The organism is Pseudomonas sp. G11-1 (assembly GCF_024031555.1).
Taxonomy (GTDB): Bacteria; Pseudomonadota; Gammaproteobacteria; order Pseudomonadales; family Pseudomonadaceae; genus Halopseudomonas; species Halopseudomonas bauzanensis.
The window spans coordinates 637,443-658,357 of record NZ_QEYQ01000002.1; the positions used below are offsets into that span (position 1 = coordinate 637,443).

The 20,915-nt window shown below is 62.1% G+C and carries 21 protein-coding genes; 5 read left to right on the forward strand and 16 right to left on the reverse strand.

Annotation, left to right across the window (positions count from 1 at the left end; genetic code table 11):
• Positions 1-37: 37 nt before the first annotated feature.
• From DHB74_RS09120 to DHB74_RS09175, 12 genes are all read right to left on the reverse strand, one after another.
• Complete coding sequence (locus tag DHB74_RS09120; RefSeq protein ID WP_036990628.1) at positions 38-1,327, reverse strand: adenylosuccinate synthase; 1,290 nt, start codon at positions 1,325-1,327, stop codon at positions 38-40.
• Between the two features lie 50 nt (positions 1,328-1,377).
• The gene (locus DHB74_RS09125; protein WP_499161252.1) at positions 1,378-2,568 is read right to left on the reverse strand and encodes an ATP phosphoribosyltransferase regulatory subunit; all 1,191 of its coding nucleotides are present in this window, start codon (positions 2,566-2,568) and stop codon (positions 1,378-1,380) included.
• Positions 2,569-2,614: 46 nt separating this feature from the next.
• Positions 2,615-2,800, reverse strand: a complete 186-nt coding sequence (locus DHB74_RS09130; RefSeq protein WP_036990630.1) for a DUF2065 domain-containing protein — start codon at positions 2,798-2,800, stop codon at positions 2,615-2,617.
• A 122-nt stretch (positions 2,801-2,922) separates the two neighbouring features.
• Complete coding sequence (gene hflC / locus DHB74_RS09135) at positions 2,923-3,795, reverse strand: protease modulator HflC (protein ID WP_499161253.1); 873 nt, start codon at positions 3,793-3,795, stop codon at positions 2,923-2,925.
• On the reverse strand, positions 3,795-4,994 hold the full coding sequence (hflK, locus tag DHB74_RS09140) for an FtsH protease activity modulator HflK (protein WP_036990632.1): 1,200 nt from the start codon (positions 4,992-4,994) through the stop codon (positions 3,795-3,797). The genes hflC and hflK overlap by 1 nt, the downstream gene beginning before the upstream one ends.
• Positions 4,995-5,112: 118 nt before the next feature.
• Positions 5,113-6,414 (reverse strand): ribosome rescue GTPase HflX, encoded by a 1,302-nt coding sequence (hflX, locus tag DHB74_RS09145; RefSeq protein WP_499161254.1) that lies wholly within the window; start codon positions 6,412-6,414, stop codon positions 5,113-5,115.
• A gap of 17 nt (positions 6,415-6,431) precedes the next feature.
• On the reverse strand, positions 6,432-6,683 hold the full coding sequence (hfq, locus tag DHB74_RS09150) for an RNA chaperone Hfq (protein ID WP_036990634.1): 252 nt from the start codon (positions 6,681-6,683) through the stop codon (positions 6,432-6,434).
• A 130-nt stretch (positions 6,684-6,813) separates the two neighbouring features.
• Positions 6,814-7,788, reverse strand: coding sequence for a tRNA (adenosine(37)-N6)-dimethylallyltransferase MiaA (miaA, locus tag DHB74_RS09155; RefSeq protein WP_074780232.1), 975 nt, complete (start codon positions 7,786-7,788; stop codon positions 6,814-6,816).
• Positions 7,789-9,648 carry a DNA mismatch repair endonuclease MutL gene (gene mutL / locus DHB74_RS09160; protein ID WP_499161255.1) on the reverse strand — a complete coding sequence of 620 codons (1,860 nt, stop codon included), beginning with the start codon at positions 9,646-9,648 and terminating at the stop codon, positions 7,789-7,791.
• A 20-nt stretch (positions 9,649-9,668) separates the two neighbouring features.
• Positions 9,669-11,066, reverse strand: coding sequence for an N-acetylmuramoyl-L-alanine amidase (locus DHB74_RS09165; RefSeq protein WP_036990637.1), 1,398 nt, complete (start codon positions 11,064-11,066; stop codon positions 9,669-9,671).
• 14 nt (positions 11,067-11,080) lie between these two features.
• On the reverse strand, positions 11,081-11,563 hold the full coding sequence (gene tsaE / locus DHB74_RS09170) for a tRNA (adenosine(37)-N6)-threonylcarbamoyltransferase complex ATPase subunit type 1 TsaE (RefSeq protein ID WP_499161256.1): 483 nt from the start codon (positions 11,561-11,563) through the stop codon (positions 11,081-11,083).
• The gene (locus tag DHB74_RS09175) at positions 11,560-13,056 is read right to left on the reverse strand and encodes an NAD(P)H-hydrate dehydratase (protein WP_499161257.1); all 1,497 of its coding nucleotides are present in this window, start codon (positions 13,054-13,056) and stop codon (positions 11,560-11,562) included. Before DHB74_RS09175 ends, tsaE begins: the two co-directional genes overlap by 4 nt.
• A 66-nt stretch (positions 13,057-13,122) precedes the next feature.
• On the opposite strand from DHB74_RS09175, the gene queG reads away from it, so the two are divergent.
• Positions 13,123-14,196, forward strand: a complete 1,074-nt coding sequence (gene queG, locus DHB74_RS09180; protein ID WP_280165418.1) for a tRNA epoxyqueuosine(34) reductase QueG — start codon at positions 13,123-13,125, stop codon at positions 14,194-14,196.
• A gap of 58 nt (positions 14,197-14,254) precedes the next feature.
• Here queG and orn read toward each other — a convergent pair whose 3' ends face one another.
• Positions 14,255-14,797, reverse strand: a complete 543-nt coding sequence (gene orn, locus DHB74_RS09185) for an oligoribonuclease (protein WP_036990640.1) — start codon at positions 14,795-14,797, stop codon at positions 14,255-14,257.
• A gap of 89 nt (positions 14,798-14,886) precedes the next feature.
• Here orn and rsgA point away from each other — a divergent pair, with 89 nt between their 5' ends.
• Positions 14,887-15,912: a small ribosomal subunit biogenesis GTPase RsgA gene (gene rsgA, locus DHB74_RS09190; RefSeq protein WP_136869272.1), complete on the forward strand. Its 1,026-nt coding sequence runs from the start codon at positions 14,887-14,889 to the stop codon at positions 15,910-15,912.
• A 118-nt stretch (positions 15,913-16,030) separates the two neighbouring features.
• On the opposite strand, the gene motB is transcribed toward rsgA, so the two are convergent.
• Both motB and motA read right to left on the reverse strand, forming a co-directional pair.
• On the reverse strand, positions 16,031-17,071 hold the full coding sequence (gene motB, locus DHB74_RS09195) for a flagellar motor protein MotB (RefSeq protein ID WP_499161258.1): 1,041 nt from the start codon (positions 17,069-17,071) through the stop codon (positions 16,031-16,033).
• Between the two features lie 3 nt (positions 17,072-17,074).
• Complete coding sequence (gene motA / locus DHB74_RS09200) at positions 17,075-17,929, reverse strand: flagellar motor stator protein MotA (protein WP_499161259.1); 855 nt, start codon at positions 17,927-17,929, stop codon at positions 17,075-17,077.
• On the opposite strand from motA, the gene DHB74_RS09205 reads away from it, so the two are divergent.
• Genes DHB74_RS09205 through asd form a run of 3 tightly spaced genes read left to right on the forward strand, consistent with a single transcriptional unit; the run spans position 17,930 to position 19,818 of the window.
• The gene (locus tag DHB74_RS09205) at positions 17,930-18,136 is read left to right on the forward strand and encodes a hypothetical protein (RefSeq protein WP_036990644.1); all 207 of its coding nucleotides are present in this window, start codon (positions 17,930-17,932) and stop codon (positions 18,134-18,136) included.
• Positions 18,133-18,948, forward strand: coding sequence for a rhodanese-like domain-containing protein (locus DHB74_RS09210; protein WP_499161260.1), 816 nt, complete (start codon positions 18,133-18,135; stop codon positions 18,946-18,948). The genes DHB74_RS09205 and DHB74_RS09210 overlap by 4 nt, the downstream gene beginning before the upstream one ends.
• Before the next feature lie 9 nt (positions 18,949-18,957).
• Positions 18,958-19,818 carry an archaetidylserine decarboxylase gene (gene asd / locus DHB74_RS09215; RefSeq protein ID WP_074780211.1) on the forward strand — a complete coding sequence of 287 codons (861 nt, stop codon included), beginning with the start codon at positions 18,958-18,960 and terminating at the stop codon, positions 19,816-19,818.
• Positions 19,819-19,934: 116 nt separating this feature from the next.
• Here the strand turns inward: asd and epmA are convergent, their stop codons facing one another.
• Entirely contained in the window at positions 19,935-20,894 is a 960-nt protein-coding gene (gene epmA / locus DHB74_RS09220) for an EF-P lysine aminoacylase EpmA (RefSeq protein ID WP_036990649.1), read from the reverse strand.
• Positions 20,895-20,915 lie beyond the last annotated feature (21 nt).

The following is a 20,915-nucleotide window of genomic DNA, read 5'->3' on the forward strand; positions in this document are numbered from 1 at the left end:
AGCGCCCCACAGGGCGCTTTTTTTTACTCCACGCGGATCAGAAAATCTGCCGCTGGATGATGGTCTCGTTACGATCCGGACCGGTGGAGATGATATCGATCGGCGCGCCGACCAGCTCTTCTATCCGGGCAATATAGGCCCGGGCATTAGCCGGCAACCCTTCCAGCGTCTGGATGCCCAGGGTCGACTCGCTCCAGCCAGGTACTTCCTCGTAGACCGGTTCCAAGCCGATATAGCTATCCGCGTCGCTCGGCGCTTCCAGCACTTCGCCTGCAGCGTTACGGTAACCGACACAAATCTGGATTGCATCCAGACCATCGAGCACGTCCAGCTTGGTCAGGCACAGCCCGCTGATACTGTTGATCTCAATGGCGCGCCGCAGGATAACCGCATCAAACCAGCCGCAACGACGGGCGCGACCTGTGGTGGAACCGAATTCGTGACCGCGCTGGGCCAGACGCTCACCGATGTCGTCGAACAGCTCCGTGGGGAACGGACCAGAGCCGACCCGGGTGGTGTAGGCCTTGGTGATGCCCAGCACATAGTCCAGGTACAGCGGACCAAAACCGGAACCGGTGGCGGTGCCGCCAGCCGTGGTGTTGGAACTGGTCACGTAGGGGTAGGTGCCATGGTCGATGTCCAGCAGCGAGCCCTGGGCTCCCTCGAACATGATATTGGCGCCTTCGCGGCGCAGCTCGTGCAGCCGTGCCGTCACATCCTGCATCAGCGGCTTGAGCCACTCGGCATATTCCATGGCCTCGTCGAGAGTCTTCTGGAAGTCGATCGGCTGCACCTTGTAATAATGCTGCAGAGCGAAGTTGTGGTAATCCAGTACCTCCCCCAGCTTGGCAGCGAAGCGCTCGCGGTGGAACAAGTCGCCCACGCGCAGACCGCGGCGGGATACCTTGTCCTCATAGGCCGGGCCGATACCACGACCGGTGGTGCCGATCTTGGCTTCACCGCGGGCCAGTTCACGGGCCTGATCCAGCGCCACGTGGTAAGGCAGGATCAGCGGACAAGCCGGACTGATGCGCAGACGATCACGCACCGGCACACCCTTGGCTTCCAGGCCGGTCAGTTCCTTGAGCAGCGCCTCCGGGGACAGCACCACGCCGTTGCCGATGTAGCACATCACGTTTTCGCGCAGAATCCCCGAGGGAATCAGGTGCAGAACGGTCTTCTCACCGTCGATCACCAGCGTGTGACCGGCATTGTGCCCGCCCTGATAACGCACCACCGCTGATACCTGATCAGTCAGCAGATCGACGATCTTGCCCTTACCCTCATCACCCCATTGGGTGCCCAGGATGACAACATTCTTACCCATGTTCAGCTCTTGCCTCACTCGTTAGGAACTGGCCCAGCAGGCCATGAAAGTCAAATGTGCAGTTCTTTTACCTGCCAACCATCATTCGCAAAATGCAGAATCCGATCACAACCGAAACCCACCGCCTCGGCATCGAGCTGACCGGGCAATGCCACTATCACCCGCTCACCGGCTTGACGCAGCTGCATGACCTTGTCGTGCAGACCAGGCTGGCTCGCATGCGGCGCCCAGATGCCGTGATCACGACGACCACCGTCGATCTCACCGCAGGCCACCAGCAACCGCAGGTCAGTTGAGAAACCCGTAGCCGGGCGCGCACGGCCGAAGTCACGGCCAATCTCGTCATAGCGACCGCCCTGGGCGATGCTCTGACCGGTGCCAGCGACGAATGCCGCGAAGGTCACGCCCGTGTGGTAGTGATAACCACGCAGCTCCGCCAGATCGAAATACAGCGGCACCTGCGGATAGCGCTGGGAAATCACCTGAGCGATTTCCGCCAGCTCGTCGAGCGCTGCCAGAATGGCCTCGGGCGCACCGTCAAGCATAATATGCGCACGTTCCAGAACCTCGACCCCACCGGACAGCTCAGCCAGGCTGCAGAGCATGGCCGCCAGGGCTGGTTGCTCGATACGCGAGGTCAATTCCTGCACCTCGTCCAGCGCCTTGCGCTGCAGGGCATTGAACAGAGCGCGTTCGACCGCGCCGTCCAAACCCGCCGCCTCGACCAGACCACGGTAAATACCCACGTGGCCGATATCCAGATGCACACCCTCGACACGCGACGCCGCCAGGGTTTCCAGCATCAACGCAATAACTTCGATATCGCTGGCACTGGACGCATCGCCATAGAGTTCGGCACCCAGCTGGATCAGACTGCGGGAAGTGGACAACGGCCGCGGCAGCGTGTGCAGCACACTACCGCAATAGCATAGACGACTGGGACCTTCGGCGCCGAGCGTATGCGCGTCGATACGCGCCACCTGGGGCGTGATGTCCGCACGCAGGCCGAGCATACGCCCAGACATCTGGTCGATCATTTTGAAGGTTTGCAGTTCCAGATCATGACCGGAGCCGGTCAGGAGGGATTCGAGATACTCGATATGCGGGGTGATGACCAGGTCATACCCCCAGCGGGAGAACAGATCCAGCAGTTGCCGACGGGCTGCTTCGGTACGCGCCGCCTCTTCCGGCAGCACTTCTTCGATCCCGTCAGGCAAGAGCCAGCGATCAACAGTAGGCATTTTCAAAACCTTTATTACGTAAAGGGCAAAGGTCTGTCGACCCACCCTAGCGGATCAGATATAAGCAGGCAGTACCCGCCAGCATGCTCAGCAACCCGGCAACCCGCAGTTGCCGGTCACTCATACCGCTCACTTCAACCAGCATTCGTTTCCACCGGCGGGGAGCCAGAAAGGGCATCAGACCTTCCAGAACCAGCACCAGACACAGTGCCGCGGCCAGATTCTGCCACATGAACTCGAACCCCTCGCCCGGATCTGCCGGTCACAAAAAAGCCGGGATGACCCGGCTGCGCGATTGTAGCATGTTTTCGACTGGCTACACCCGTTCGTTGGACGAGTGCAGCCAGGCTCGAATCAGGGTTGCTGCGCCCCTTTGAAAAACTTGAAGAATTCGCTGCTCGGGTCAAGTACCAGCACATCGGACTTGCTCGAGAAGCTTTCACGGTAGGCCTGCAGACTGCGATAGAAGGAGTAGAACTCAGGATCCTTGTTATACGCCTCGGCATAGATGGATGCCGCTTCGGCATCACCCTGGCCACGGATTTCTTCAGCTTCACGGAAGGCTTCAGCCAGGATCACGCGCTGCTGCCGGTCGGCATCGGCGCGAATACCTTCGGCCAGCTCACGACCCTTGGCGCGATGCTCGCGGGCCTCGCGCTCACGCTCGGAACTCATCCGCTCGAACACGCTACGGTTCACCTCACGGGGCAGGTCCATACCCTTGACCCGCACATCGAGCACCTCGATACCGAGTTCGCGGCGCGCGCTCTCGTTAAGATCGCCAGTGATATCGGCCATCAACTGATCGCGCTCACCGGCCACCACCTCATGCAGGGTACGGCGCGCCACTTCGTTGCGCAGACCCGACTCCAGCTGGCGAGACAGACGCTCTTCGGCAATCGAACGCAGTCCGGAGGTAGCGGTGTAGTAGCGTTGCACGTTGGCGATGCGCCACTTGGCGAAGGAGTCCACCATCAGCGCCTTCTTTTCCAGCGTCAGGTAACGCTGGGTGGTGGTGTCCAGGGTCAGCAGGCGGCCATCGAACATCTTCGCTTCCTGCACGAACGGCAGCTTGAAGTGCAGCCCCGGTGGCACGTCGACACGGACGACCTTACCGAACTGCAGTACCAGACCGCGCTGGGTCTGCTCGACGATGAAGAAGCTGTTCCAACCGACCACGATCACCACCAGGGCGATTACGAGTCCGAAAATTGACTTGTTACTCATCAGCGGACCTCCCTTGTACGCACATCACGCTGCTGCAGTTGTACAGGCAGACGGGTATTGGCATCAGCGCCAGCGGCAGAAGGAACGGCCGAGGACGAAGATGACGAACCACCGCCCTGCTGCATCAGCTTGTCGATCGGCAGGTACAGCAGGTTGCTGTTGCCATCACCCGACACCATGATCTTGCTGGTGTTGCTCATCACTTCCTGCAGCGTTTCAATAAACATACGCTCGCGCATCACTTCCGGCGCTTGCTGGTACTCGCTCACCAGTAGGTTGAAGCGCTCAGCCTCACCCTGAGCACGGGCGACCATGGCCTGACGGTAACCGCTGGCTTCTTCCAGCAGGCGCTGGGCTTGACCGCGAGCTTCCGGAATCACGCCATTGGCATAGGATTCAGCCTGGTTGCGCTCACGCACCTCGTCTTCCCGGGCGCGGATCACGTCGTCAAACGCGTCCTGCACCTCGGCCGGAGCCTGCGCGCTTTCGATGTTCACCTGAACCACGGTGATACCGGTCTGATAGGCATCCAGATAACGCTGCAGACGCTCTGTAGTCTCGACGCCCATCTGCTCACGACCTTCGGTCAGCACCTGGTGCATCCCCGTGGAACCCACCACATGACGCAGCGCGCTCTCGGTTGCATGGCGCAAGCTGGTCTCGGGATCTTCCACCTTGAGGACGAAGTCCTCCAGATTGGAGATACGGTACTGCACCGCCAACGGCACCTCGACGATGTTCTCGTCTTCGGTCAGCATCTGACCCTGTTGACGATAAGAGCGTACCTGGGTGACGTTGCGCTGGAATTTCTTCTCGATCGGCGGGAAGTAGATATGCAGACCCGATTCAACAGTCCGGTGATATTCACCGAAACGCAGCACCACTGCCTGCTCCTGCTCGTCGACCTTGTAGACCGCATTGAATAGCCAGAAAACGAAGATGATCAGGCCGCCGATGACCCAGAGCCCCTTGGGGATGCCCTGTCCACCGCCGACACGCCGGCCGTTGCCGCCATCGCCGCTGCCGCGCTTCTTGCTGCCGAAGATACCGTTCAGGCTGTCCTGCAACTTGCGCAGCGCCTCGTCCAGATCGGGTGGTCCCTGCTTGCCGCCGCGATTGCCACCGCCACGGTTACCGCCACTACCCCAGGGATCCTGGTTGTTCGAGTTGTTGCCACCACCAGGCTCATTCCACGCCATAGCGTTCTCCGTTATCCAAAACCATTAAACTGCTTCCGCCGACGTGGATGGCCGGCGCAGTCATTTCTGCAATCCTACAGCAAATGTCAGCCGCAGCGCGAACCGCGACCGCCATCCATTATTGCAAAGTGTGTTGTTCGAGAAACCTGTCCGGCTGCCAGCCTTCACGTTTGAGCAGCCGATTGAAGTCGCTGCGCTGCAGGCGCAGATCCAGCTCCTGACGGCCGTCAGCGGCGATGCGCTCGGCAGTGACCGCTCCCGCAGCGTAGAACTGCGCGCGCAGCCGGGCCTCGGCGTGCTCCAGCACAACGCTCTGCTGCACGATATCGTCACCCAGGCGTTCAGCGACAGCCTGCGCCAGCAGCTCCAGACCCTTGCCTTCGCGTGCCGACAGCCAGACCCGCACCGCCACGCCATCGCCGTCACGCTGGATCTGAGGTTCGAAGTTATCCAGCAGATCGATCTTGTTGTAGATCTCCAGCATCGGCAGTTCATTGGCGCCAATCTCACCCAGTACCAGATTGACCTGCTCGATATTCGAGGTGCGCTCCTCATCCGCGGCATCAATTACATGCAGCAACAGATCAGCCTGACTGGATTCTTCCAAGGTGGCGCGGAAGGCTTCAACCAGTTTGTGCGGCAGATGGCGGATGAAACCCACCGTATCAGCCATGATGACCGGGCCGATATCGTCCAGCTCAACCCGGCGCAGGGTCGGATCGAGCGTAGCGAACAGCTGATCGGCCGCGTACACCGCAGATTCAGTCAAGGTATTGAACAGAGTGGACTTGCCGGCGTTGGTATATCCGACCAGGGAGACGACAGGAATTTCCGCCCGGCGACGGGCGCGGCGAGCCTGATCACGCTGGCTGCGCACCTTCTCCAGGCGCTTGGAGATCTGCTTGATGCGCACCCGCAACAGGCGGCGGTCGGTTTCCAGCTGAGTTTCGCCCGGGCCACGCAGACCAATACCACCTTTCTGCCGCTCAAGGTGAGTCCAGCCGCGAACCAAGCGGGTACTCAAGTGATCCAGCTGGGCGAGCTCAACCTGCAACTTACCCTCATGGGTACGCGCACGCTGGGCGAAGATATCCAGAATCAGCCCGGTACGATCAATCACCCTGCACTCAAGCTCGCGCTCGAGGTTGCGTTCCTGGCTCGGTGTCAACACATGGTTGAAGATGACCAGATCACCCTCACCCGCCTTGACCAGCGCGCGCAGCTCCTCAACCTTGCCCGTGCCGATGAGAAAGCGCGGGCTGGGCTGATAACGATTGATGGTCAGGAAATCGACGATCTCCGCGCCGGCCGAGCGTACCAGTTCCAGAAACTCATGAGGGTCTTCACGGTTCTGTTCATCCTGGCCTTCCAGGTGAACGAGTACGGCACGTTCACCCCCCTCATGACGTTCAAAAAACAATCAGGCCTCCAGCGCGATCAAGGATTGCCAGCCTCGGCCTCATCGCCACCCTGCACCGGCAGGCGAACCGGGCGACCGGGCACCACGGTGGAAATGGCGTGCTTGTAAACCATCTGGCTGACAGTGTTCTTCAGCAAAATGACGAACTGGTCGAAAGACTCGATCTGGCCTTGCAGCTTGATGCCATTGACCAGATAGATGGATACCGGAACACGTTCCTTGCGCAGAACGTTCAGGTAAGGGTCTTGTAGAGAATGCCCTTTTGACATTGCCTCACTCCTTATGGAAACCATTATGGGAACCGCTTTAAATTGAAATGCATTATCCGGCCAGTCCATCAGGACGGACAGCCAGTATCCAGATGACTACGTGACACCTGCCGACAGCAGTACGAGAAAGCTATATGGCGATTGACCCGAGGTATTTCAAGAGCTTGTCCGATCTTTCCGGGTCCAGGCTGTCGAACCATTCGATATCCTCACGCCAACCGCGCAGCCAGGTAAACTGGCGCTTCGCCAACTGCCGGGTGGCAATTACACCGCGTTCGACCATTTCATCGAGAGAGAGTTTCCCGTCGAGATAGTCCCAGGCCTGCCGGTACCCCACTGCACGAACCGACGGCATCGACACATCCAGATCACCCCGCGCATGCAAGGCTTCCACTTCAGCAATGAAACCCTGCTCCAACATCAGTGAAAAACGCAGGGCAATGCGTTCATGGAGGATATGCCGCTCGCGGGGAGCCACAGCCACATAGCGCGTAGTATAGGACATATTTGCCCCACCAGTCGCCCTGCTTTCGGCATTTTCAAGCGCCTGGCGGGCATGCCAATCGGTCAGCGTCACGCCACTCAACAGAAAGACTTCATAAGCACGCTGAATCCGCTGCGGGTCATTGGGATGAATGCGGGCGGCCGCGGTCGGATCGACCTTCGCCAGCTCGGCATGCACTGCCTCCCAACCCTGCGCCGCAGCCAGGGCCTCGATGCGCTGACGCACCAGCGGATCAGCCGCCGGCATTGCGGCCAGTCCGCCGGCCAGAGCCTTGTAATACAGCATGGTGCCGCCGACCAGCAGCGGAATGCGGCCGCGATTGATGATATCGGCGATCAGCGCCTGGGCATCATGGCGAAAACGTGCCGCCGAGTAGGCTTCGGCTGGATCGAGGATATCTACCAGATGGTGGGGATAACGCGCCAGGGTCGCGGCGTCGGGCTTGGCGGTGCCGATGTCCATGCCGCGATAGACCAGTGCCGAATCCACGCTGATCAGCTCGCATGGCAGGTGCTCGGCCAGATGCAGGGCCATATCGGTCTTGCCCGCGGCGGTCGGGCCCATCAGGCAGATCACCGTGGGTGTCGCAGAAGCGCCCATTCAACGGCCCCGGAGGAAGAGTTTATCCAGCTCGCCCATGCTCATGCGGGTCCAGGTCGGCCGCCCGTGGTTACACTGGCCACTGCGCTCGGTCTGCTCCATGTCACGCAACAGTGCGTTCATTTCCGCCAGGGTCAGGCGCCGATTGGCGCGTACCGAGCCGTGGCAGGCCATGGTGGCCAGCAATTCGTTGCGGTGCGCCTCGATGCGATCGCTGGTACCGAACTCCATCAGGTCCGCCAGTACATCCTGCACCAATTGCGCCGCATCGGCCTGGCGCAGCAATGCCGGAATTTCACGAATGGCCAAGGTTTCCGGCCCCATGCGCTGCAAGGCAAAGCCCAACCGGGCGAACCAGGCGGCATGTTCCTCGGCGCAGTCGGCCTGACGCTGACTCACCGCCATGGATTCGGGTACCAACAGCGGTTGGCTGCGCAGCCCCTCAAGCTCCATGGCCTGCTTCAGGCGCTCATAGGTGATGCGCTCATGGGCGGCGTGCATGTCGACGACTACCAGGCCGTCGGCATTCTCCGCCAGAATGAATACGCCGTGCAGCTGGGCCAAGGCGTAGCCCAGCGGCGGCACCTCGCCGGCGTCTCCGGCTGGCGGCATCTGCGCAGGCTGACCCGCCGTTTCACCATAAAGCCCGGTATAAGCCTGCGTGGCGCCAGCCAATGCCTGTGGCGAAGGGCGTTCCAGCGCCGCAGGCGCAACCGACCAGGCTGGTGCGGGTTCATTCAGCGGCATATGGGTCTGCCCGGAGAATACCCCGGCGCTCAGGCCCGTGGCGGCTGGCATGGCCGTTGACTGCAGGCCTTCACCAGTTGAATCATCCGTCGCCCCGCTCTGCGAGTCCGGCCGCTGATCGGCCAGCGCCCGGTACAGGGTGCTGAACAGGAAGTCGTGCACCATGCGACCGTCGCGAAAGCGCACCTCGTGCTTGGTCGGGTGTACGTTGACATCCACCACCGCCGGATCCACTTCCAGAAACAGCACAAAGGTCGGGTGCCGCCCATTGAACAGCACATCACGATAGGCCTGACGTACCGCATGGGCCACCAGCTTGTCGCGGATCATCCGGCCATTGACGCAGAAATACTGCAGATCCGCCTGGCTGCGGGAAAAGGTCGCCAGTCCGACCCAGCCCCACAGGCGCAATCCGCTGCGCTCCTGGTCGATGGTCACCGACTGTTCGACGAAAGCCGGCCCGCAGATACTGGCGACCCGACGCCGCGCCTCCTGCTCGGTGTGCGCCGGTCGCAGGCTAAGTACCGAGCGACCATTGTGCCGCAGATTGAAAGCGACATCGAAGCGTGACAAGGCCAGGCGCTTGACCACCTCTTCCAGGTGGCCGAATTCGGTTTTCTCGGTGCGCAGGAATTTGCGTCGCGCCGGGGTATTGAAAAACAGGTCACGCACTTCCACCGTGGTGCCCCGGGGATGCGCCGCCGGTTGCACCCGCGGGTTCATGTCGCGCCCCTCGGTCTCCACCTGCCAGGCTTGTTCCGCGGTCTCCGAGCAGGAAGTCAGCAGCAGCCGCGACACCGAGGCTACCGAGGCCAGCGCCTCACCACGAAAGCCCAGGGTGGCGACCCGCTCCAGATCATCCAGGTCCATGATCTTGCTGGTGGCATGGCGTGACAGCGCCAGCGGCAGATCATCCTCCTCAATACCACAGCCGTCATCGCGCACCCGCAACAGTTTGACGCCGCCCTGTTCGACGTCGATGTCGATTCGCGTGGCGCCGGCGTCCAGGCTGTTTTCCAGCAGCTCCTTGATCACCGAGGCGGGACGTTCGACGACCTCTCCAGCCGCAATCTGGTTGGCCAGACGCGGATTCAACAACTGTATTCGGGGCATGTCAGACTTCGTTAGCAGTATCAGGGGTCATTTTTGACCAGCATGTTGCCGGCCGGCACCTTGAGCACCTGACCGACGCGAATCTGATCACTACCCAGGCCGTTGGCCTGGCGCAGACTGGCCAGGCTGACCTCGTAGCGGGTAGCGATCATCGACAGGGTATCACCCCGCGTCACCGTATGCTCACGTGGCCCTTGCGCCAGCTGACCGTTGCTCTTGAGCGCGGCAATGCGCGTACCGGGCGGCGGATTGCGGTGGAAGTAGCTGCGAATACCGCTGTGCATCGCCCGCGCCAAGCCCTGCTGGTGGCTGCGGGTCACCAGCTTCCTGGCCTCCCCGGGATTGGAGATGAACCCCGTCTCAACCAGAATCGATGGAATGTCCGGGGATTTGAGCACCATGAAGCCGGCCTGTTCAACCCGGCGCTTGTGCAACGGGGTCAGCTTGCCGATAGAGCCCAGTACCTGCTGCCCGACATCCAGGCTGGCGGACAGGGTAGCGGTCATGGACAGATCCAGCAGCACGCTGGCCAGCACCTGATCCCTGTTGTCCAGACTCACGCCGCCCACACCGCCGATCAGGTCGGAGCGGTTTTCCCGGTCCGCCAGCAGGCGCGCGGTTTCCGAGGTCGCACCGCGATCAGACAAGGCGTACACCGACGCGCCGAAGGCGCTGGGCCGGGTAAAAGCATCGGCGTGAATGGAGACGAACAGGTCGGCGTTGTGCTTGCGGGCGATCTCGGTGCGCTTGCGCAACGGAATGAAATAATCCCCGGTCCGCACCAGCACCGCCTTGAACCCCGGCTCGGCATCGATCAGTGCTTTCGTCTCGCGAGCGATTGCCAGCACCACGTCCTTTTCCCGCGCCTTGTTATGGCCGATGGCGCCCGGGTCTTCACCGCCGTGACCGGCATCGAGAGCAACAATGATATCCCGCTGGCCGGCCTCGCTCACCGAGCGGGTCGGCGTCTGCGGCAAGGGCGAAGCGCTTGGCTCGGCCGTGGCCGGCAGGTCCGGTCGCGGCTCGTTGTCATAGAGGTCGATCACCAGTCGGTGGCCGTGCTGCTGATTCGGCGGCAACGAGAAGCTCTTCGGCTTGACCTCACGGGACAGGTCCAACACCACCCGCAGATCGCTGCCGTCACGAGGCGCCGAACGCAAGCCGGTCAGCGGGGTGTTCTGCAGCGGCAGATCACCGGTACTGGCGGCAAAGCGCGCGCCCGAAATATCGATGACGATCCGCTCGGGATTGGACAGGGTAAACAGTTTGTGGTCGGCAGGGCCGGTGAGGTCGAAGACCAGCCGGGTGTTGTCCGGCGCGCGCCACAGGCGCACACTTTCGATCTGCGCGGCCTGCAGCAGGCCGCCATACAGCGTGCCGGTGACCAGCAGTAACAGCCCCAGCGCACGCAGCGTCATTGTTCTGAGTTTTATCACGGCGTTGCTTCGCCTCTTGTGCTGTGCAGCCTGTGGCCAGCAGCCAGGCCGCGCTCCCCATGCCCCTCAATCTGCAGTCTTCTGCCATCGCCGTCAACCGTGATGCTGATGATCAGGTCCGGCTGCGGCAACATGCCCTGGCCTTTCGCGGGCCATTCTATCAAACACAGGCTATTGTCCGAAAAGTAGTCACGAATACCGAGAAACTCCAGTTCCTCGGGGTCGGCCAGTCGATACAGATCGAAATGGTAGATACTCCGCTGCTCCAGCTTATAGGGCTCGACCAGCGTGAAGGTCGGGCTTTTCACCGCACCGGCATGACCGGCAGCGCGGATCAGGCCACGACTGAGGGTAGTCTTGCCCGCGCCCAGGTCGCCCTCCAGCCAGACGCTACCGCGCCAGTTCAGTGCCTCACCAATAGCCGCGCCCAGGCGTTCCATGGCCTGATCACCTTGTGCATGCAATTCCAGGGTCATCAAATATCCCGCAGGTTCAGATAAAAACGTATGGATGAAATCAGGTCGCTGGCGATAATACCCAACTGACCGCCCTGCTCTGCCGCCCGGTCACCCGCCAGGGCATGCAGCAATACCGCGTAACGCCCGGCTGCGCCCGCTTCCAACCGCTGGGCCAACAGCGCGCCGATCAAACCGGACAGGACATCCCCCATCCCCGCACTGGCCATACCCGGATTACCGTACTGGCATAACCCCGGCAACACTTCATCTGCGGGCCCGGCCACCAACGAGCCCACACCCTTGAGGACAGCCGCACAGCCAAAGCGTTCCGCCAACCGCTCGACCGCCGCCAGCCGGTCGGCCTGAATGTCTGCGGTCGCGCAGCCGAGCAACCGGGCCGCCTCGGCCGGATGTGGCGTGATGATCGTCCGCTTGCCCAGCGAGACAGCCTGCGGCGCGGCGGCGATGGCATTCAGCGCATCGGCATCCAGTATTCGCGGCAGGTCGCGCTCCAGCACTGCATTCAGCAGTTGTGTAGCCCAGGGACCAGAGCCCAATCCGGGCCCCAGCACCACCGCCGTGGCCTGGTCCAGCAAAGGTGCCAATTGTGCCGGATCATCCACCCCATGCGCCATCACTTCCGGGCATCGGGCCAGCATAGGCACCACATGTTCACTGCGGGTCGCCACACTGACCTTGCCCGCGCCGCAGCGCAGCGCGGTTTCTGCCGCCAACAGGATAGCGCCGCCCATCCCCTGGTTGCCGCCAATGACCAGCAGGTGGCCGAACATACCCTTGTGTGCGGCCCGGGGCCGCGGCGCAAGTGTCTCATGATAGAACGCCAGATCCAGCCGTTCGAGCTGCGGCGCCACGCCCGGCTCGGACGCCTCGGCCAGTGCGGCGAAACACAGCTCACCGACCTGATCCGGCCCCTGGCCGGTCAGCAGGCCGGGCTTGAGGGCGATAAAGGTCACCGTCAGATCCGCCCGGATAGCGCAGCCCTCGATTACTCCGCGATCAGCATTCAAGCCGCTGGGCAGGTCTACCGCCACCACCGGTAGGCCGCTGGCATTGACCACTGTAATGGCATTGCTGAAGGGATCACGCACCGCCGCTTGCAGCCCGGTGCCGAGCATGGCATCCAGCACCACACCACTTCGCGGCAGAACGCCTCGCCAGGGCTCGATGCTGGCGCCCGCTTCCTGAGCGGCGCGCCAAGCCGCTGCCGCATCGCCTTGCAGACGCTCCGGCGGCGTCAGCGTCAATACCTGCACGTGCCAGCCGGCCCGCTGGGCCAGGCGCGCCACCAGATAACCATCGCCGCCATTATTACCGCCGCCGCACAGCACGGTCAGCCGGTCGGCATGGGGCCAGCGCCGGCGCAGCTCGCGCCAGACAGCGGCGGCGGCCCGCTGCATCAGCTCGAAACCAGGCGTGCCGGCGGCGATAATGCGTGCATCCAGCTCTCTGGTAGCCGCGGAGCTGTAGATGTGGCGAGGAAGATCAGGACGCATGGACATGTCACCCGGATGTGTTGTCTGGCAGAATTATACGTTCACTCAAGCACAGACCCCATCCCCATGCCCGATACCGCTCCCGATTATGTCCAGCTTGCCGCTCAGATCCGCGAGATCGCCGCCGAGCTCGGCTTTCAGCAGTTGGGCATCAGCGACCCAGACATCGGCGCCCATGAACAGCGTCTGCAGCAATGGCTGGATGCGGGCTACCACGGGGAAATGGAGTGGATGGCCAGCCACGGCAGCAAGCGCACACGCCCGGAAGAGCTGGTCCCGGGAACGCGCCGGGTCATTTCGGTGCGCATGGATTACCTGCCCACCGACACCGGCATGGCCAAACGACTGGCCGACCGCGATGCAGCCTATATCTCCCGCTACGCCCTGGGCCGCGACTATCACAAGCTGATCCGCCGCCGCCTGCAGCAACTGGCCGAGCGTATCCAGAACCTGATCGGCCCGTTCGGCTTTCGCGCCTTCGTCGACAGCGCCCCGGTCATGGAACGCGCCCTGGCGACCCGCTCCGGGCTGGGTTGGATCGGCAAGAACACCATGCTGCTGAACCGCAAGGCCGGTAGCTTTTTCTTCCTCGGCGAGCTGTATACCGATCTGCCGCTGCCTACCGATGAAGCCTATGAGCAGGACCACTGCGGCAGTTGCAGCGCCTGCCTGAGCAAATGCCCGACCGATGCGTTTGTCGGGGCGCATGTGCTGGATGCCCGGCGCTGCATTTCCTACCTGACCATCGAGCTCAAGGGCGCGATTCCAGAGGAGTTGCGTCCGCAAATGGGCAACCGGGTGTTCGGTTGTGATGACTGCCAGTTGGTCTGCCCCTGGAACAAGTTCGCCAAGCCCACCAACGAGCAGGATTTCAGTCCGCGCCATCAGCTGGATCAGGCCGATCTGATCAGCCTGTTCCGCTGGGATGAAGAGCAGTTTCTGAAAAACACCGAGGGGTCACCGCTGCGCCGCATCGGCCACGAACGCTGGCTACGCAATCTGGCCGTAGGTCTGGGCAACGCCCATACCAGCATCCCGGTGGTCGAGGCACTCCGCAGTCGGCTCGATCACCCCTCTGAGCTGGTGCGCGAACATGTGCGCTGGGCGTTGACACGGCACGGAACCAGCCCGGAAAGCTAGAGTGGCATCTGCCTTGAGTGCAGGGGCTGGCCGCCCCACCAGTCCGCCCCGCCACCGTTCAGAACTTGATGAAGTGCTCGCGGTAATGCCGCAACTCGGCAATCGAATCGCGAATATCATCCAGCGCCAGATGACTGCTCTCTTTCTGGAAACCATCGCGCACCGCCGGCGCCCAGCGCGCGGCCAACTCCTTCAGCGTGGACACATCCAGGTTGCGGTAATGGAAGAATTGCTCCAGGTTCGGCATGCCGCGATAGAGAAAACGCCGATCCTGGCAGATACTGTTGCCGCACATCGGTGAGCGTCCCGCCGGCACCCATTTGCAGATGAACTCGAGGGTCATCTGCTCTGCTTCGGCCAGACTGATGGGGCTGTCCTTGACCCGTTGCACCAGACCGGACTGGTTGTGCTGGCGGGTATTCCACTCATCCATGCCGTCGAGCAGCGCATCGGGTTGCTTGATGGCCAGCGCCGGCCCTTCGGCGAGCACGTTCAGCTGGGGGTCGGTGATGATGGTGGCAATTTCGATGATCACGTCCTTGTCCGGATCCAGACCGGTCATTTCCAGGTCGATCCAGATCAGGTTATCTGGGTGCTTCATAGTCGCTCCTTTGCATATTGGCGCCGCCGGGTAGCAGCAGTATACGCGCCCCGTGCTACACTGCGGCGGATTCTCAAGATGCATAATTTATGGCCAAGCGACATCTCACCCGACGCCAGAGCTGGCGGATTCAAAAAATCCAGGACGAGCGCAGCGCGCGCGCCAGCCGGCGGGCCGATCTGGCCGAGGAAAGCCTGCTCGGCGGCGACCTCGGGCCAGAACAGGAAGGCCAGGTCATCGCCCATTTCGGGGTGCAAGTGGATGTCGAGGCCAGCTCCGGCCCGCTGCAAGGCCAGGTCCGGCGCTGCCATCGGCGCGCCAACCTGCCGGCACTGGTAACCGGCGACCGCATCGTCTGGCGTGCCGATAATCAGCAAGGTGGCGTGATCGTCGCACTGCAGCCGCGAGCAACCGAGCTGCATCGACCAGACCATCGCGGCCAGCTGAAGCCAGTGGCAGCGAACGTCGACCGTCTGGTGATTGTATTCGCCCCCCTGCCCACGCCACACAGCAACCTGATCGACCGTTATCTGGTCGCCGCCGAACAGGCTGGACTGGAACCGCTGCTGGTATTGAACAAGGCTGACCTGCTGGATCAGGGCGACTTCGGGCACATCCGCTCGTGGCTGGATGACTACGCCCGCCTGGGCTATCGCACCCTGTGCCTGTCCGCTGGCTCGGGCGAAGGGCTGGATGGCCTGCGCCGGGAGCTGCGTGATCATGTCAATGTGCTGGTCGGTCAGTCCGGGGTGGGCAAATCCTCTTTGATCAACGCTCTTCTGCCGGATGTGGACCTGCGCGTCGGAGCGCTATCAGAGATGACCGGCAAGGGTACCCATACCACCACCACCGCCCGGCTGTTTCACTTTCCTGATGGCGGAGATCTGATCGACTCCCCCGGCATCCGCGAATTCGGCCTGACTCATATCAGCCCCGATGAGCTGCTGGAAGGCTTTATCGAGTTTCGCCCATTCCTCGGCCATTGCCGTTTCCGCGATTGCCAGCACAAGCACGAACCGGGCTGCGCCTTGCTCGAAGCGGTGGCCAGCGGCGAGATTTCCGCCGGCCGAATGAACAGCTACCGGCATATTCTGGCAAGTCTGAGCGGCAACTGAGCCGGTGCTCCAGCGCCCAGAAGCCCTACTGCAGGAGCGGCCTCGGCCGCGAAGCGTTCCGGGTGAGGCCTCGCGGCCAAGGCCGCTCCCACAATAGATCTCTCCTGCTGCGGCGCTTCTAGAGCCTCAGTTCCAGGGACTGACTGTCATCATCGAACAGGTTACGCGGGCGCTCAGAGGGTGGCGTGGCGGGCAGCTCGTCGGCTGCCGGCGCGCTATCCCCAGCCGATTGCGAGTCCAGCGATGCGCCTTCCGGGTCGGCCTGCGCCGAGCCACCTTGCGGCCGCTCAGCGCCGGCCTGCCGCCGCATATCGAACTCGGCACGCTTGTTCATGACCACGATATCGATCCGCCGGTTGATCGGATTGAGCGGGTCGTCCGCGTCGAACAGCGCCGAGTCGGCGTAGCCCACCACACGCGCCACCTGCTGTTCGGGATACCCGGCGGCCAGCAGCGTGCGCCGCGCCGCATTGGCGCGCTGGGTCGACAGTTCCCAGTTGCCGTAATCCCGGCGTCCGGTATAAGGCATGGCGTCGGTGTGGCCGCTGATGCTGATACGCTTCGGCACCTTGGCGATGGTATCGGCCAGGGTCAACAGGATCTCCTCGAAATACGGCCGCAATTCGGGGCTGCCACTGGCGAACATGGGCTGATTTTCCGCATCAACGATCTGGATGCGCAACCCCTCCAGGGTAAACTCCATCAGGATCTGATCACGGAAGCGCTGCAGAACCGGCTCGGTATCGATCTTGTTCTGCAGTTCCTGCAACAGCAGGTCCAGCTCGCGCAGCTCCATCTTGTCCGGCAGCTCATCCACCTCCGGCCGCGCCGGCACCATCGGCTCCAGTTGCTCCAACAGCTCCGGCAATTGGTCCCTGCCACTGTCCAACTCATTGAGGGTACGTTGCGGCGCCGGTGTCGGCGAGCCGCCCAGATCAATTGGGTGCGGGCTGCCACCATCAAAATTGATCGGGTCCTTGAAATAGGCGGAGACCATTTTCAGCTGCTCCGGCGTCGCTACCGTGACCAACCACATGACCAGGAAGAACGCCATCATGGCAATGGCGAAGTCAGCGAAGGCGATCTTCCAGGAGCCGCCGTGGTGGCCGTCAGCCTTGCGGCTGACTCGCTTGACGATGATCGGCTGAGGACTGTCCACGGCTCAGCGCCCCTTGACCGACGTTTCCAGCTCGGCAAAGCTTGGCCGCTGCTCCGGCAGCATTGCCTTGCGGCCAAACTCCACCGCCAATGCCGGTGGCAGGCCCTGGGCACTGGCGACCAGGCACATTTTGATCGCTTCGTAGGTATTGGCCTCTTCGTTGGCGTCATGCTGGACCGCGGTGCCGAAAGGTCCAACGAAACCGTAGGCCGCGAGGATACCCAGGAAAGTCCCCACCAGCGCAGTACCAACCTTCTCGCCGATCAAGGCGTTGTCCGCCTCGCCGAGGATACTCATGGTGATGACGATCCCAAGCACTGCAGCGACGATACCGAAACCCGGCAGGGCGTCGGCGATCCGGTTCAGGGCGTGGGCCGGCTCGTTCAGTTCCTCGGTGAGGCTGGAAATTTCCACATCGAACAGCGCCTCCAGCTCGTGGGGCGCCATAGTGCCGGTGGACATGATGCGCAGGTAGTCGCAGATGAAAGCGGTCATATGCGCATCCTTGAGAATCGCCGGGTACTTGCTGAAAATCGGGCTTTCCTGGGGCTCTTCGATATCCGCCTCGATCGCCATCATGCCCTCGCGGCGGCTTTTGTTGAGGATCTCATAGAGCACCCCGAGCACATCCAGATAAAAAGCCTTGTTGAAGCGGTGTCCAAAGAAGATCGCCGGGATCTTGCCAAGTACCTTTTTTACCGTCGCCATGCTGTTGGCAATCAGAAAGATACCCAACGCCGCACCGCCAATGATGACGATTTCAAAAGGATGCCACAGCGCCGCCAACATCCCGCCCGACATCATGAACCCACCAAACACGCTGATGGTGACTATCACATAACCCACAATTTTCAGCATATGCCCCGCTATCTCCGACTCGCCCGGCGCCCGACCGGCACCCAAAAAACCATCATACCGGCCTATATCGGCCACAGCGCGCCAATTCTGAATGACAAATTGCAGCGGCTGCTGCCACTCATCGCATCGGCTTTTTCAGCCAAGCCCAGCTTTGCCGGCTTTGCTCTGTATAATGCCTGCAACAACGAAAAGAGATTCGAACCATGACCACTTCCTCTTCTGCATTGCCGTTACTGCTGGAGCCCAGCCAGTTACCGGCATCGCTCGATCCGGCGGTATTTCGGCTGGTCGACCTGAGCAAGTCCGAGCAGTACCTGGCCGGCCATGTCCCCGGCGCCGTGCATCTGCCGCCCGGCAGCATCACCAGCCCTGCCCCGGTTCCCGGGCTACTGCCCGACGTGGCCAGCCTGCAGCAGATTCTCGGCAGCCTGGGCCATCATAGTGAGCTGCATTACATCGTCTACGACGATGAAGGCGGCGGTTGGGCCGGACGCTTCATCTGGATTCTCGACAGCATCGGCCACCCGCACTACAGCTATCTGAATGGCGGTCTGAAAGCCTGGCAGGCCGAGAATTTGCCGCTGGAGCAACAGGCGCATCAGGCCGAGCCAACCCAGCCCACCCTGACCGTCAATGGCGATCACAGCGTGACTCTGGATGAGCTGCTGGCCAACCTGAATAACTCTGATCAGGTAATCTGGGACGCTCGCTCGCCGGCCGAGCACCGGGGCGACAAGGTGCTGGCCGCTCGCGGCGGGCATATCCCCGGGGCCATCAACTTTGAATGGACGGCCGGCATGGACCCGCAGCACGGCCTGCGCCTGCGCGCCAACCTGGCTGCACAACTGCAAGCCCTGGGCATCACTCCTGACCGGGACGTGGTCACCCATTGCCAGACCCATCACCGCTCCGGCTTCACCTATCTGGCGGCCAAGATCCTTGGCTACCCACGGGTCAGGGCCTATGCCGGCTCCTGGGCCGAATGGGGCAACCATCCCGACACACCCATTGATCTCTGAGACCTCTACATGCGCGATCGCCTGTTCATCACTTCCCAATACCTATTGCCCCAGCACCTGCTGTCCCGTCTGGCCGGCGGGCTGGCCAACTGTACCTGGAGCTGGGTGAAAAACCCCTTTATCAACTGGTTCGTCAAGCGCTACCAGGTCGATATGAGCCAGGCCGTCGAGCCGAACCCGACCGCCTACCGCTGCTTCAATGATTTCTTTACCCGCGCCCTGCTGCCCGACGCCCGCCCACTGGATGAGGGCGAAGCCAGCATTCTCTGCCCGGCCGATGGCGCCATCAGCCAACTGGGCAAGATCGAGCATGGCCGCATCTTCCAGGCCAAGGGCCAGAGTTTCAGCGTGCTTGAACTGCTCGGCGGCAATCCGGCCCATGCCGAGCAATTCCAGGGCGGCGAATTTGCCACCGTATATCTGTCGCCCAGCGACTATCACCGCGTACACATGCCCCTGGGCGGCACACTGCGCGACATGATCTATGTACCGGGCAAGCTGTTTTCAGTGAATCAGACCACCGCAGAGAACGTGCCGGAGCTCTTCGCCCGCAACGAACGGGTGGTCTGTCTGTTCGATACCGATGCCGGCCCCATGGCCGTGGTGCTGGTCGGTGCGATGATCGTGGCCTCAGTGGAAACCGTCTGGGCTGGCCTGGTGGCGCCACCGCAACGCCAGCTGCGCAGTGAATCCTACGGCCACCGCGCCCCGGAACTGGAACGCGGCGCGGAGATGGGCCGCTTCAAGCTCGGCTCCACGGCTATTGTGCTGTTCGCTCCCGGACGCGCGCGCTGGGATGAACACCTGGCGGCCGGTAGCCTGGTACGCATGGGTCAGAAGATGGGCGAGCGACTCAGCCCCGCTGACTGAGCCATTGAAGCTGTAAGCACAACGCCCCCGCTCGCCGGGGGGGCGTTGTCACTTCCCCTCTCTTGCTTGCCCGTGCCACCTTCCCAAGCGGTCATGGGCGGCGAAATATTATCCGGTCAGGCGCGAGCCAGGGGAAAGGCGATCACCTCGTCGATCCGGGTCGCTCCCAGTGCCAGCATCACCAGCCGGTCCACTCCCAGCGCTACGCCCGCACATTCCGGGAGCCCCTGCTGTAACCCGCTCAACAGCAGCTCGTCCACCGGCAATACCGGCCGCCCCAACGTCTGGCGCTGCTGTTGGTCAGCAGCGAAACGGCGGGCCTGCTCATCGGCATCGGTCAACTCGAAATAGCCATTGGCCAACTCCATTCCGCGGATGAACAGCTCGAAACGCGCCGCGCTGGGCACGCAGTCATCCCCCTCCACCACACGAGCCAGCGCCGCCTGGGATGCCGGAAAGGCATACACCATGGTCGGCTGCTGCAATTGCGGCTCGATGCAGTGGGAGAACAGCAGATTCAACCAGCCATCCCGATCCAGTTGACCCTGGAAGTCACAATGCTCACGCCCCAGCCGCGCCAGCTCGGCGTCGCCACAGGTGTGGATATCGACAGCAAGGAAATCCGCGAACAATGCCGCATAGGTCACCCGCCGCGAGCGTTCGCTGCCCAGCAATGACATCACCAGATCATCGACCTCATCCATCAGTTGGTGATGATCAAAACCAATGCGGTACCACTCCAGCATGCTGAACTCGGGATTGTGCCGGCTACCGGTTTCGCCGTTGCGATAGACCCGGCATAGCTGCCAGATACAACCACTGCCAGCAGCCAGCAGGCGCTTCATCGGATACTCCGGCGAGGTGTGCAGATACAGGGTCTGCGAGACCCCACCGCCCTCGGGCACATAATCGGTGGTAAAGGGAAACAGGTGCGGATCGCTGACCGCTGCGGCAGAAAGACTGGGCGTGTCTACCTCCAGCACATCACGCGCGGCGAAGAACCGGCGGATACCATTGATAATCTCCGCTCGCCGGCGCAGGTTGCCCAGGGGCGCAGCCGGTTGCCAATCGTTCATATGTTCTCCAGGGAAATAGCG